Source organism: Methylomicrobium lacus LW14 (genome assembly GCF_000527095.1).
GTDB lineage: Bacteria > Pseudomonadota > Gammaproteobacteria > Methylococcales > Methylomonadaceae > Methylomicrobium > Methylomicrobium lacus.
In genome coordinates this window covers 584,462-597,703 of sequence record NZ_AZUN01000001.1, presented here as the reverse complement: position 1 = coordinate 597,703, position 13,242 = coordinate 584,462, and the positions used below count along the sequence as shown (strand labels likewise).

The 13,242-nt window shown below is 56.1% G+C and carries 8 protein-coding genes; 7 read left to right on the top strand and 1 reads right to left on the bottom strand.

The window, feature by feature from the left end; all coding sequences use genetic code 11:
• The first annotated feature begins 144 nt into the window (after window positions 1-144).
• The 3 genes from METLA_RS0102620 to METLA_RS0102610 all read left to right on the top strand — a co-directional run bounded on the left by METLA_RS0102620 (window position 145) and on the right by METLA_RS0102610 (window position 3,228).
• Complete coding sequence (locus METLA_RS0102620; RefSeq protein ID WP_024297074.1) at window positions 145-846, top strand: response regulator; 702 nt, start codon at window positions 145-147, stop codon at window positions 844-846.
• Between the two features lie 15 nt (window positions 847-861).
• Complete coding sequence (locus METLA_RS0102615; protein ID WP_024297073.1) at window positions 862-2,670, top strand: hybrid sensor histidine kinase/response regulator; 1,809 nt, start codon at window positions 862-864, stop codon at window positions 2,668-2,670.
• A 162-nt stretch (window positions 2,671-2,832) separates the two neighbouring features.
• Window positions 2,833-3,228 (top strand): bacteriohemerythrin, encoded by a 396-nt coding sequence (locus METLA_RS0102610; RefSeq protein WP_024297072.1) that lies wholly within the window; start codon window positions 2,833-2,835, stop codon window positions 3,226-3,228.
• A gap of 133 nt (window positions 3,229-3,361) precedes the next feature.
• Here the strand turns inward: METLA_RS0102610 and METLA_RS0102605 are convergent, their stop codons facing one another.
• Entirely contained in the window at window positions 3,362-6,043 is a 2,682-nt protein-coding gene (locus tag METLA_RS0102605) for a bifunctional acetate--CoA ligase family protein/GNAT family N-acetyltransferase (protein WP_024297071.1), read from the bottom strand.
• Between the two features lie 141 nt (window positions 6,044-6,184).
• Here METLA_RS0102605 and METLA_RS0102600 point away from each other — a divergent pair, with 141 nt between their 5' ends.
• The 4 genes from METLA_RS0102600 (at window position 6,185) to METLA_RS0102585 (ending at window position 13,083) form a co-directional block, all read left to right on the top strand.
• Window positions 6,185-7,132 carry an MlaA family lipoprotein gene (locus METLA_RS0102600; RefSeq protein ID WP_024297070.1) on the top strand — a complete coding sequence of 316 codons (948 nt, stop codon included), beginning with the start codon at window positions 6,185-6,187 and terminating at the stop codon, window positions 7,130-7,132.
• A 14-nt stretch (window positions 7,133-7,146) separates the two neighbouring features.
• Window positions 7,147-9,474 (top strand): alpha/beta fold hydrolase, encoded by a 2,328-nt coding sequence (locus METLA_RS0102595; protein ID WP_024297069.1) that lies wholly within the window; start codon window positions 7,147-7,149, stop codon window positions 9,472-9,474.
• Window positions 9,475-9,628: 154 nt separating this feature from the next.
• On the top strand, window positions 9,629-10,768 hold the full coding sequence (locus METLA_RS0102590; protein WP_024297068.1) for a thiolase family protein: 1,140 nt from the start codon (window positions 9,629-9,631) through the stop codon (window positions 10,766-10,768).
• Entirely contained in the window at window positions 10,765-13,083 is a 2,319-nt protein-coding gene (locus tag METLA_RS0102585) for a 3-hydroxyacyl-CoA dehydrogenase/enoyl-CoA hydratase family protein (protein WP_024297067.1), read from the top strand. The genes METLA_RS0102590 and METLA_RS0102585 overlap by 4 nt, the downstream gene beginning before the upstream one ends.
• Window positions 13,084-13,242: the final 159 nt, after the last annotated feature.

Sequence of the window (13,242 nt, the reverse complement as noted above, 5' to 3'; positions counted from 1 at the left end):
ACACGGCAGCTGTATGCGGCTACGATTTCCCCACGTTTGAGCATTCAAATCCCCAATACACACGACTTGCACACGGCGGCTCTGTTTGCGGCTAAGATTTCCCCGTGCTTGAGCATTTAAATCCCAATACACAAGAGACACGCTATGGTAAGAAAAATTCTGGTAATAGACGACGATCCTGCGGTACGCAGTGCTTTCAAGCTGATTCTGGAAGATGACAACTTCTCTGTTCTGGAAGCCGAGAACGGTTTGCAAGGCATCGAATTGGCCCGCGCCGAACGTCCCGATCTGATTTTTCTCGACCTGCGCATGCCCGGCATTGATGGCGTCGAAACCTTGCGCCGTCTGAAAGCCATTGACGAAACGCTGAACATTTATATCGTCACCGCCTTTGCCACCGAATACATGGACCAACTGAAAGTGATACATGAGGAAGGGATTGAGTTCGAACTGGCCAGCAAGCCGCTGTCTTCCGACCAAATTCGTAATATCGCCCGGATTGTCCGTAACGCCCCTCCTCAGGAAGAGCGGCGCGCAACGCCGCACAAACTGGCTCTAACCCTGTACGTGGTATCGTTGAACAGCGAAACCCGCCGACTGGTCGAACAGATTACCGTTGCGCTCGCCAAACTTTACGATCCCGGACACTGGGTTCTGGATGTCGTCGAAGTATTGGGCATGCCGGAAAAAGCGCTTGAAAAAGACGTGTTTGCGACGCCGATGCTGGTGCGCGATGTGCCGGAACCCGTGCTGAAACTGCTCGGCGACCTGTCGCGAGTGCCTTCAGTCATCGCCGCCATTACCACCGAAGCTAAAGGAGTCGGCGTACAAACCATCATCGTTTAAGCAAACTTATCGACTATGGCCACTCATCGTTCCAAGCTCGACCTGATTCTCGGCACTATCACCGACGGCGTTTTGGTGGTAGATAGCCAGGGCGTTGTGCTCTATGCCAACCAAGCTGCCGAAAAACTGCTGGCACGCAGCCCGATAGTCGGTCAATCGCTGGCGATTCCAGTCAATCCTGATAAAAATAGCTATCAGGACATTAATCTGATCCGTCCCAACGGACTCGCCTGGGCAGAAATGCGTTCCACGCCGCTGGAATGGGACGGCCAACCCGGCTACGTCATCGCCCTGCGCGACATTACCGAACGCAAGCACATTGAGCTGGAACGGCAAAAATTTGTTTCGCTGGCCGACAACAGCATGGAGTTCATCGGCATGTCCGACATGAATTTCATTCCATTCTACATCAACGAAGCCGGCATGCGCCTGGTCGGCCTCGACAGCCTGGAGCAGGCTGTTCGAACGCCGGTCCAGGAATTTTTCTTCCCCGAAGATCAGCGCTTCATCCTTGGTGAATTCTTCCCGCGCGTTGTACGCGAGGGTCACGCCGATGTGGAAATCAGGTTCCGCCATTTCAAGAGCGGCGCCGGAATCTGGATGCTCTACAACGTGTTCACTATTAAAGACAGCACCGGAGAGCCAGTGGGTTTCGCCACCGTAAGCCGTGATATCTCCGCTAGCAAACAGGTCAAAGCCGCCCTGCGCGAGGCTAACCAACGTAAGGACGAATTCCTCGCCATGCTGGCTCACGAACTGAGAAACCCGCTGACCCCCATTAACAATGCAGCCCATATCTTGGATAGGCTTAATCTGGAAGATCCGCAGCTCAGCTGGGCGACCGAAATTATTAAGCGGCAAGTGAAGCACCTCACGCACCTGGTGGACGATCTACTGGATGTTTCCCGTATCGCGCGTGGCAAAATTTCACTGAAGAAAGAACGGATAGACCTTGTAGAAGTGATTAAGGCCGTCTTGGAGACGGCACGCGGCTTCATCTTGGCCAAACAACAACATCTCGATGTTTGCCTGCCTGAACAACCGATACTGTTGGAGGGTGATTCCGTACGCCTATCTCAAGTGTTACTTAACCTCCTCGACAATGCTAGCAAATACTCTCTGGAAAAAGGTCAAATCGAGGTTAATGCCCAACGGCTCGGGGCCGAAGTTGAGATCCGGGTGCGGGACAACGGCACTGGCATCTCGCCGGAACTATTGCCGACTATTTTCGACATGTTCCAACAGGGTATGCGTACCCTGGATCGATCTCAGGGTGGACTAGGCATAGGTCTTACTCTGGTCAAGCAACTAGTGGAGCTACACGGCGGACAAGTAACGGCATCAAGCCCTGGCGCTGGACTTGGCTCCACTTTCAGCATCCGGTTACCGACGATTGTCAAAGCGACTACCGTTCCTGTCTCCGAGACACCAACGCCATCGCCTAACGCAGGCATGCGGGTGCTGGTGGTGGACGATGATTCCGACGTAAGGATGAGTACAGCCCTCCTTCTGGAGCTGAATGGCTACGAGGTCAAGATGGCTGATTCTGGTGAGCAAGCCATCACGCTGATCGACGCATTCCATCCCGATGTGGTGCTGCTGGACATCGGAATGCCCGGAGAGAATGGCTATCAAGTGGCTCAATGCATCAGGCGCCTGCCCAACGGGGGCGATCTGCTGCTGATAGCATTAAGCGGCTATGGTAGGGCGGAGGACTTAGCCCGTTCGCAGGAGGCGGGTTTCGATCATCACCTGGTCAAACCATTGAATTTACATACGTTATGCAACCTGCTGGAGCCAAAACTTACAAACAAGCTGAATTAACCGCTGCCGAGCTCTCCCTGCAAATAAACAGGATTCGTCTCGGACCAATTTACGCGATAATCTTCCTTCGGATAAAAACCATAAAAAATGTGTTGCTTTTCTCCTCCAACAAAACCATAATATTTGTGCGGTTAATAATAACAAAAACAGAGGAGAAGTATCATGGCTTTAATTACCTGGACAGCTGCCCAATTTGGCACCAACGTGGGTTTTGCTGACGAAGAACACCAAATTTTGTTCGGCAAGTTGAACAAACTGTACGACCTGGCGACGGGGGGCGCCGAGCGTTCAGCAGTGGGTTCGCAGCTGGATGATTTGATCGCGTATGTGGTCGATCATTTTGCGCATGAGGAAAAAGAAATGACGGCGGCAGGTTATGCGGGATTTGCCCCGCATAAGGCGGAGCATGATGCGCTGGTCAACATCTGCGCGGATTTACAGAAAAAGTTTCATGCGGGACAAGCCGAAGTCACCGAAGAAGTCGGCCAAATGGTCAAAAGCTGGCTGGATCAGCATATTCCGACTTTTGACAAGGGCTATTCGGTCGTTTTGAAGTAAAACCCAACAAGCAAAGTGGGTGGAGGCATCAAAGGCCTCCACATCATCAAAGCAATCTGATTGTTATCAACCTCACCCCGGCCCTCTCCTCGCTTGGAGAGGGAGGACGGCAGCTTCCTACCTTACAATCCGTCTACTGCCTTAAGTCCTTGATCACGCGCACGACTTCGCTATCACCGGGAATTTTTTCGATGCTGAAGCCGAGTTTGCTGACGAACGACAGCATCGGCTGGTTCACGGTTAAAACCTCGCCTTCGATAAACGCAATGCCTTTGAATTTAGCGGTGCGCATCAGGGTTTTCATCAGGCGGGTGCCGATGCCCAGGCACTGGGAGTCATCGGATACGACCAAGGCAAACTCGACCGACTGGCCGTCCGGATTTACGATGTAGCGGCCGACGCCGTATTCCTTCGACGGGGTGTCTTGCGCGGAAACCGCGATAAACGCCATTTCTCTGTCGTAGTCGATCTGCGTGAAGCGCACGATCATCTCCGGCGTCAGTTCCTGCAACGCCTGCATGAAACGGAAATATTTGCTGCGTCCGGACAGGCGGTGCACGAAATCTTTTTCCAGATCGCCATCTTCCGGACGAATCGGCCGGATCGTGATGCCCATGCCGTTGGCCAGCTGGTAATGCTCGACCCATTCATGCGGATAAGGATGAATCGCCATGTGCGCATACGGCATCAGCTGGTGCGAGAGTTGCGCCTTGATTCGGGCATCGACGGCCATCACCCCGTTTTCGTCCGCGATCAACGGATTGATGTCGAGTTCGAGGATTTCCGGTAGTTCGCTGACCATCACCGAAATATTCAACAAGACTTCGACCAGGGCTTTGCTGTGCGCCGGCGGCAATTGCCGGAATGCGCCCAGATATTTTGCGGCCTTCGTTTTCGCAATGATTTGCTCGGCCATGTAGGCATTCAACGGCGGCAGCGCGACCGCCTTGTCGCGTAAGATTTCAACCAGGGTGCCGCCCAGTCCGAAACTGATCGCCGGACCAAACACCGGATCGCGAATCACGCCGAGCATCAATTCGCGCCCGCTGCGCGAACCGTACATCGGCTCGACCGTCATCACGATGTCGCTGACTTCCGGATGCTTCTTGCGGATCGCCGCTTCCATTTCGGCATAAAGGTGCGACACTTCCTGCACACTGCGGATGTTCAGCCTGACGCCGCCGATGTCGGTTTTATGGCTGAACTCGGCCATGTTCACCTTCAATACCACCGGGAAGCCCATCGACTCGGCCGCGATCATCGCGTCCTTCGCGTTGGAGACCTTGATCGTTTGGGTAACCGGAATATGGAACGCGGCCAGAATCGCCTTCGATTCCTGAGTGGTCAGCACCTGACGCCCTTCGGACAGGACCCGCTCGATGATCAGGCGCGCGCCTTCCACATCCGGCGCGCGCAGTTCCTCGGAAACTGAAGGAATCTGCTTGAGCAGGATCTGATTGTTGTGATATTTCGCGAGAAACGAAAACGCATCGACCGCGACTTCGGGCGTGTCAAAATGCGCGACCCGGCTGTTTTCAAACAGCGCCCTGCCCTCCTTGACCTTCGCGCCGCCGGTCCAGGAAGCCAGCACCGGCTTGCTGCAGGTTTTGGCCGCCTCGATCACGCAGTGCGCGATTTGCGTCGGATGCGTCATCGCCTGCGGCGTCAGAATCACCAGCACGCCGTCCACATTCGGATCCTGCAAACAGACTTCGAGCGCCTTCTGATAGCGCTCGGCGGTCGCATCGCCGAGGATGTCGATAGGATTGCCGTGCGACCAGTGCGCCGGCAGCGCCTGATTCAAGGCGTCGAGACTCGCAGGGCTAAGTTCGGCCATGATTACGCCGACATCGCCGGCCCGGTCGGTGCTCATCACGCCGGGTCCGCCGGCGTTGGTGATGATCGCCAGGCGCGCCTGTTTGACCAGATAATTATTGGCCAGGATGCGCGCGGCCGAGAACAGTTCCGCGATGCTGTAAACCCTGACCACGCCGGCCCGCTCGATCGCCGCATCGAACACATCGTCGCCGCCGACCATCGCGCCGGTATGCGACATCGCGGCCTTGCAGCCCGCTTCATGGCGGCCGGATTTGATCAGAATCACCGGCTTCAGACGTGCCGCGACTCGGAGGCCGCTTAAAAAGCGGCGCGCGTCGCGGATGCCTTCGACATACATCAGGATGCCGGTGGTTTTCGTGTCCAGCGCCAGATAATCCAGCACTTCGCCGAAATCGATGTCGGCCGCGCCGCCCATCGACACGACTGTCGAAAAGCCGATGTCGTTCGCCTGCGCCCAATCCAGAATCGCGGTGCAGACCGCGCCCGATTGCGACAACAGCGCCAGATTGCCGTCCTTGACCGGGCCCTCGCCGAAGGTCGCATTAATATGGCCGCTCGGGCGTATCACGCCGAGGCAATTCGGGCCGATTATCCGGATGCCGTAGCGGTGCGCAATGTCCAGAATTTCATCCTGCAGGCGCTTGCCTTCCGCGCCCAGTTCGCCAAAGCCGGCGCTGATGATGATCGCGCAACTGACGCCTTTGTCTCCGCATTGCCGCATGACGGCCGGTACGGCGGCCGCGGGGACCGCGATCACGGCCAGTTCGAGATCTTCCGGAATCGAATTGATGTCGCGGTAAACCTTGTAGCCGAGCAAGGTTTCGTGTTTCAGGTTGACCGGAAAAATGCTACCTTTGAACCCCGCCTCCTGCATGTTCAGCAATAGCCGGTGTCCGACACTGTCCGGGCGCTCCGAGGCGCCGACAATCGCGACCGATCGGGGTGAGAAAAAACGACTGAGATAATGAGGACCCATGATGCTCCGGCAGTAAATAACCCTGTGTGGGGAAAAATTTTAGCATTGAAATGGCCCAATACGCGTATTCGATTGCCGCTAAAGCGCTATACTGAGTTAAAATGCACCCATCAAAAATAATAAGCACAATATAGAGAATTTATGTTTCAAAACAAATTCATGTTGAATTCCGTGCTGCTCGGCAATCTAGTCATTGGCGGCTTGCTGAGCGGCTGCGCCTCCGAACCGACCCAACCCAAGGATGAGTGGGAAGGCTGGAACCGGAGTGTTCATGGCTTTAACGACGGTCTGGACAAAGCGGTGATCAAACCGGTCGCGAAGGGTTATCAAAAATATGTGCCGGAACCGGTCGATCAAGGGATCACCAACTTTTTCGGCAACATCACCGATATCGGCGTCACGCTGAATGATTTGTTTCAGCTCAAAATGCTGCAAAGCGGCATGGACCTCAGCCGATTCCTGATCAATACGACCGCCGGCGTCGGCGGTTTTTTCGATGTCGCATCCAGGCTTGACCTGCCCAAACACAATGAAGACTTTGGCCAGACCCTGGGTTTTTGGGGCGTGCCTGCCGGCAATTATATGGTATTGCCGCTGTTGGGGCCGAGCTCGCCGCGCGATGCGTTCGGCCTGCTCGGCGATGCCTTGCTGAATCCGCTGACTTATATCTCGTTCGGCAGCAGCGCAGCGGTCGGTGCGGCGATTACCGGGGCGAAAGCGATTGAGGTCACCGATACCCGCGCCGATTTGCTGACTTCCGAAAAAATTGTCGATGAAGCCTCGGTCGACCGTTACGATTTCATCAAAAATGCCTACCAGCAAAACCGCGAATATCTGGTTTATGACGGCAACCCGCCGGAACAGAAAGACGACGAGGTCGATATAGACGAACTCCTCACCGGCAATACCGAAAGTACAGGTAATCCGGTCAGCGCCCCGCAATCCCCCATCCCCGCCAGCAGCACTGACACAGGATTGCCGCCGGTTACGCAGGGCGGCAACGACTTGGGCCGCCAAAACGATAATTCGGGCCCCGCGCCGGTCGTGAACCAATCGCGGCGATTACTGGAATTGTCGCCGCCGGAATAACAAGGTGCAAAGCCATGAGCAAACCGTCCTACCCCGAAAATTGGAACGACATCGACACCGGACTTTACTACCGGTCGGTCAAGATTTTCAATCAAGTACGTAAATTGCTCAGCGTCAAAATGAAGCTGCACGCGGATGAACAGGTCGAAAAGGGCGACATCTTCCTGTTCAATCATTTTTCGCGTTTCGAAACCTTCATCCCGCAATTTTTGATCTTCGAACAGTCCGGCGCTTATTGCTGCGCGATCGCCTCCGGTGAATTTTTCAAGGAAGACAATGTATTGGCCCGCTATCTGGGCAATGTCGGCGTGTTTCCTCATAACCACCCGCGTCTGTTTCAATTGCTGGCCGCACAGATTCTGCGCGGGCGCAAGGTGATCATCTTTCCGGAAGGCGGCATGGTCAAGGACCACCGGGTAATGGACGTGAAGGGCCATTACAGCGTGTATTCCAGAATAACCGGCGAACGCCGCAAGCATCACACCGGCGCCGCGGTATTGGCGCAGGGCGTGGAGATTTTCAAGGACATGGTGCGCACCGCCTACCAAAACAAGAATCACGCGCAGCTGCTGCGCTGGAAGGAAGAACTGAAACTCGACAGCCTCGATCAGCTTTTGACCTCCGCGCTGAAGCCGACGCTGATCGTCCCTGCCAATATCACTTTTTACCCGATCCGCTCTTCCGAAAACCTGTTACTGACCAGTGTCGAATTATTTTCGAACGGCCTGTCGATGCGCCAGACCGAAGAGCTTTTGGTCGAAGGCAATATTATCTTCCGCAATACCGACATGGATATCCGGATGGGCGAATCGGTCAATCCGCTGGATGCCTGGAACTGGCGCACCCGCTTGTTGCAAAAAAAAGTCGCGCCCGAACTGGATTCGCTCGACGATATTTTTGCGATGCCGAGCAGGCCGAAAAACTGGAAACACCAATTGCTCGGGGCGTATTTGAAAAAGAGCGCGAATGAAACGCGCAATCAGTACATGGAGGAGATCTACGAGAACGTCACGATCAATCTGAGCCATCTGGCCTCGACATTGATCATGCATTGCATCGAAAACGGCATGCGGTCGCTCGAGCGGCAGTTTTTTTATAACGCGCTCTATATCGGCGTAAAAACGTTACAGAAAAATACGTCGATTCATCTGCACCGGAGCCTTTTGAATCCGAATTATTACAGTAATCTGCAAATCGGCACCAACAAAAGCTTCGAACATTTCATCGAAATCGCCAAATCTACCGATTTGATCGAGGAAGACCGCGATTATTACCGCTTTTTACCGAAACTGCTCGAGGAGCATGATTTCGATCTGATCCGGCTCGAAAACCTGATCGCAGTTTACCACAACGAAGCCGAACCGATCGCCGCGGTCAGCAAGACGATGATCAAGGCGCTGGACGAGTGCGATACGATCGCTCCCGAAGCCATCGCCGCCTGGCAATTCGAAGACGAACTGATGGATCTGAAATGGGAACTGCACAACTACACCAAGCCGATTTACGATGACATCAACGACCACGAAACCGCCTCCGAAGACCCGTCGCCGTTTTTTCTGCAACCGGTCGAGGACAACGGCATCGGCGTATTGCTGATTCATGGCCTGCTCGCCGGCCCGGCCGAAATGAAAGGCTATGGCGATCACCTCGCGCAGCAGGGCTATACGGTCATGGGCGTCAGGCTGAAAGGCCACGGCTCGTCGCCTTATGCATTGCGCGATCAAAGCCGGGAAGACTGGTACGTGTCGGTCAGGCAGGGCTTTGAGATTCTAAAGGCGCATTGCCGGCAAATCGTGGTGACCGGCTTTTCGACCGGCGGCGCGCTCGCGCTGAAACTCGCCGCCGAAAATCATCCGGAAATCCTCGGTGTCAGTGCCGCCGCGGTGCCGCTGAAATTCATCAATTCGTCCTTCATGCTGGTGCCGCTCTTGCACGGCACGAACAAATTCGTGGACTGGGTTTCCTCTTATGAAGGCGTCAAACCGTTTTTTGAAAATATCTCCGAGCACCCGCGCGTCAATTACCGGCATGTGCCGGTCAGAGGTCTATACGAACTCAGGCTGTTGATCCAACAGATGGACGAGTTCCTGCCCAAGATCAAACTGCCAGTCTTATTGATGCAGGGCGATCACGACCCGGTCGTTTCGGTGAAAAGCGCGCCGGAATTGATGAATAAACTGAAAACTCCGGATAAACAGTTGAAGATATTGAAGTCCGACCGCCATGGCGTGATCATGGAAAACATCGACGGCGCCTGGCATCTTAACGATGAATTCATCCGCCATTGCGTGAATGAAACAAACGCCCGCGCAATCAGTCGAACAGCACAAAACAGGAGTTAGCGAACGACAAAATGAACACGATGGCGGAATCCGAATAAGGAAGTCGAGAAGAAAATCGCAGCGCCTATCAACCCATTCTGTGCCCTACCCTTTTTGCCGCCGTGTTTTCGCCCGGCCGCAAAGCAACCTCATGAATGTAACAGGAGTCAGGTTTATGAAAAACGTGGTTATCTCCGGCTATTGCCGGTCGCCATTTACCCCGGCAAACAAGGGCTTGCTGGCGAGAGTCAGGCCCGACGACATTGCCGCCCAGGTGATTAAGGGATTGATCGCCAAAACCGGCATCGATCCCCACGACATCGAAGATCTGCTTCTGGGCTGTGCGTTTCCCGAGGGCGAACAAGGCATGAATGTCGCCCGGCTGATCGGGCAGCTGGCCGAACTGCCGGTCACCGTGGCGGGCGCGACGGTCAACCGTTTCTGCGGCTCGTCGATGCAGGCGATCCATATCGCCGCCGGCGCGATTCAACTGGATGCCGGCGAAGCCTTCATCTGCGCGGGCGTCGAATCGATGACGCGAATACCGATGGGCGGTTTCAACTACATGCCGAATCCGGTTTTGTACCAGAATTATCCGGAGGCTTATATCAGTATGGGCGATACCGCCGAGAATCTGGCCAATCAATACCATCTTTCGCGCGAAGAACAGGAAGCCTTCGCGCTGTTGAGCCAACAAAAAACCTATACCGCGCAACTGCAAAATCTTTTTGCCGATGAAATCATCCCGATCACGACGCCGCAGGGCCCTGTCGACCAGGATGGCTGCCTGCGCCCCGATTCGAATGCGGCATCGCTGGCGCAATTGGCGCCGGCATTTCAGGCCGCCGGCACCGTCACCGCCGGCACCTCATCGCCGTTGACCGACGGCGCGGCGGCTGTGCTGGTTTGCAGCGAGGAGTATGCCGACGCGCACGATCTGCCGAAACTCGCGCGCATCAAAGCAATCGCGGTGTCGGGCTGTGCGCCCGAAATCATGGGCATCGGTCCGGTTGCCGCCACTCGCAAAGCCCTGCAACGCGCGCGGCTCGATCTTGACGACATCGATATCGTCGAACTGAACGAGGCTTTTGCCGCGCAAACGCTGGCAGTCCTGAAAGCGATGCCGATACCGATGCACAAGCTCAACATTGACGGCGGCGCGCTCGCCTTAGGCCATCCGCTCGGCGCGACCGGCGCCCGCATTACCGGCAAGGCGGCCAGCCTTTTGTCTCGCGAAGGCAAGCGCTATGCGCTCGCGACCCAATGCATCGGCGGCGGCCAGGGCATCGCGACGATACTGGAGGCGATCAAATGAACATTCAACAGGTTGCCGTGATCGGCGCTGGCGTGATGGGCGCCAGCATCGCCGCCCATATCGCGAATGCCGGCTGCAAGGTGATGCTGCTCGACATCGTGCCGGAAAATGCCGGAGACCGCTCGGTGATCGCGAAAACCGCGATCGAAAAACTGCTGAAGGCGGACCCCGCGCCGTTCATGCACAAGGACAATGCGCGCCTGATTACGCCGGGCAATATCGAGGACGATCTGGCGAAACTGAGCGATGTCGACTGGGTGATCGAGGCCGTAATCGAACACCCTGGCATCAAAAAATCGCTGTACCAAAAACTCGATTCGATTTGTCGGCCCGACTGCATCATCTCCTCGAACACCTCCACACTGCCCTTGCGGCTGTTGGTGAAGGACCTGCCCGAAAGCTTCCGCCAGCGTTTTCTGATCAGCCATTTTTTCAATCCGCCGCGTTACATGCGCCTTTTGGAACTGGTTTCAAGCAAGGATACCCGGCCGGATCTGCTCACAGCCGTCAGCCGCTTCGCCGATCAGAGCCTCGGCAAAAACTGCGTAACCTGCCACGACACTCCCGGCTTCATCGGCAACCGGATCGGCATCTACTGGACGCTTTGCGGCCTGCATGAAGCGATTGCACTCGGTTTGACCGTCGAGCAGGCCGATGCGGCGATCTCGCTGCCTTTCGGCATTCCGAAAACCGGCATCTTCGGCCTGCTCGATCTGGTCGGACTCGACCTGATTCCGCACATCCTGACCAGCATGACCCAGGCCCTGCCGCAGAGCGATGCCTTTCATCAACTCGGTTCGCTGCCGCCGCTCGTGCAAAAAATGATCGCGGACGGTTATACCGGCCGCAAGGGCAAAGGCGGCTTCTACCGGCTGAACAAACAGCACGGAGGCAAGGTCAAGGAATCGATCGATCTTCGCACCGGAGAGTATGCACCTTCCGTAAGGCCTGACTTGAGTGCGCTGGTCGAAGCGCAAAAACAAGGCTTCCAGACGCTCTTATCTCATGCCGACCCGGCCGCGGTCTTTGCCTGGCGGGTCATGTCGAAAACGCTCAGTTATGCGGCGAGCCTCGCGCCCGAAATCAGCGACGACATCACCGCGATCGATGCGGCGATGCGCGACGGCTATAACTGGAAATTCGGCCCGTTCGAATTGCTCGATCAGATCGGCGCCGGCTGGTTCGTCGACAAGCTACAAGCCGAAAGCCTACCGGTGCCGGCGCTTTTGGCAAGTAAACAGCCGCTCTACAAAGCCGAGGCCGGCAAACTGCATTGCAGCGGTTTTGACGGAACCTATCGTCCGATTACCCGAGCCGCCGGCGTCGAATTGCTTTCCGACGTCAAACTGCGCGGCGCGCCGGTGCTGCAGAACCGTTCGGCCAGCCTCTGGGATGCGGGCAACGGCGTCGCCTGCCTCGAATTCCACAGCAAGATGAATACGCTCGACATGGAGATCATGGAACTGATCCGGCAGAGCATCGACAAGGTGCAAGGCGGGTTCAAGGCGCTGGTAATCCACAACGAAGGCGAAAATTTCTCGGCCGGCGCGAATCTCGGTCTGTTGATGCACGCGATCGCTCACCAAGACTGGGCCGGCGTCGCCCAGTTGATCACCACCGGCCAGCAGACTTATCAGGCCTTGAAATATGCGCCGTTTCCGGTCGTTGCAGCGCCTAGCGGCCTCGCGCTCGGCGGCGGCTGCGAAATCCTGCTGCACTGCGATGCGATCCAGGCCCATGCCGAGCTTTACATGGGTCTGGTCGAAGTCGGCGTCGGCCTGATTCCGGGCTGGGGCGGCTGCAAGGAATATCTCCGCCGCTGGCTGACCTTGCCGAAAAGGCCGGGCGGCCCGATTCCTCCGGTCGTGAAGGCGTTCCAGACGATCAGCCTCGCGACCGTGTCGAAATCAGCGGTCGAGGCGAAGGAATTGCTCTACTTGGGCAGGAACGACGGCATCACGATGAACAAACTGCGCCTGCTCTCCGATGCGAAAGCGAAGGCATTGGCGCTGGCCGAGAACTATGCCGCGCCGCAGCCGGCCGTGTATCCGTTGCCCGGCAAAACCGCCCGGGTGATGCTGAACATGGGCGTGAAAGCCTACCATGTGCTCGGCAAAGCCACCGACTACGATCTCGTGGTGCTCGGCCAATTGGCTAGGGTGCTGAGCGGCGGCGATACGGACATCACCCAGCCTCTGACCGAAGAGGCCGTCCTCGCGCTCGAATGCGAAGCCTTCGTCGAACTGGTCAAACAGCCGGGCACGCTGGCAAGGCTAGACCACATGCTGAAAACAGGCAAACCGCTGAGGAATTAGCCGATTTCGCGTAATGTAGGCCCCTCGTGGGAGCGACGCCTACGTCGCGATTAAAAAGCCTCGATTCGCGACGTGGGCGTCGCTCCCACAGCCGGCTCTTTGACTCGCATGGCAATAATCATGAAAATGAGGCATGGGCGCTCCATTCAACTGTTAGGA

Bases quoted from the DNA above. Each gene is read 5' to 3' on its own strand.
- METLA_RS0102620 (WP_024297074.1), top strand. From the start codon at position 145: ATGGTAAGAAAAATTCTGGTAATAGACGACGATCCTGCGGTACGCAGT.
- METLA_RS0102615 (WP_024297073.1), top strand. From the start codon at position 862: ATGGCCACTCATCGTTCCAAGCTCGACCTGATTCTCGGCACTATCACC.
- METLA_RS0102610 (WP_024297072.1), top strand. From the start codon at position 2,833: ATGGCTTTAATTACCTGGACAGCTGCCCAATTTGGCACCAACGTGGGT.
- METLA_RS0102605 (WP_024297071.1), bottom strand. From the start codon at position 6,043: ATGGGTCCTCATTATCTCAGTCGTTTTTTCTCACCCCGATCGGTCGCG.
- METLA_RS0102600 (WP_024297070.1), top strand. From the start codon at position 6,185: ATGTTTCAAAACAAATTCATGTTGAATTCCGTGCTGCTCGGCAATCTA.
- METLA_RS0102595 (WP_024297069.1), top strand. From the start codon at position 7,147: ATGAGCAAACCGTCCTACCCCGAAAATTGGAACGACATCGACACCGGA.
- METLA_RS0102590 (WP_024297068.1), top strand. From the start codon at position 9,629: ATGAAAAACGTGGTTATCTCCGGCTATTGCCGGTCGCCATTTACCCCG.
- METLA_RS0102585 (WP_024297067.1), top strand. From the start codon at position 10,765: ATGAACATTCAACAGGTTGCCGTGATCGGCGCTGGCGTGATGGGCGCC.